1 protein-coding gene is annotated in these 265 nt (G+C 37.7%); it reads right to left on the bottom strand.

Annotated elements, in window-relative coordinates:
* Window positions 1-15 precede the first annotated feature (15 nt).
* Window positions 16-265, bottom strand: a 250-nt coding sequence (locus KZZ06_RS21135; RefSeq protein ID WP_219581910.1) for a reverse transcriptase domain-containing protein, incomplete at its 5' end; no start/stop codon positions are given.

Below are 265 nucleotides of genomic sequence, written 5' to 3'. Positions count from 1 at the left end.
ATATACTTCTAAAAACTAATGTATGAATTCCTTAAAAGAAACTATGACTACTCTTGAAAATATGGCTAGTGAATTCTTCAGCCCAAAAGGCATGACTATGTACTGGTAGGATCCCCATTCTGTAGAAAAAGTGGTCTTGTACCTATCTTTTGGAGATATCTTGATCTTATAGTAGCTTGAGAATCCATCTGTAAATAAGTATTCTTCCTGGCCTCCCACATTCTCTAATACCTTGACGCAGACCCCCAACCTTTTGTCCGAGATC

This window comes from Sulfitobacter sp. CW3 (assembly GCF_019392245.1).
Classification (GTDB): domain Bacteria; phylum Pseudomonadota; class Alphaproteobacteria; order Rhodobacterales; family Rhodobacteraceae; genus Sulfitobacter.
This window is presented reverse-complemented; position numbering and strand designations above follow the sequence as displayed.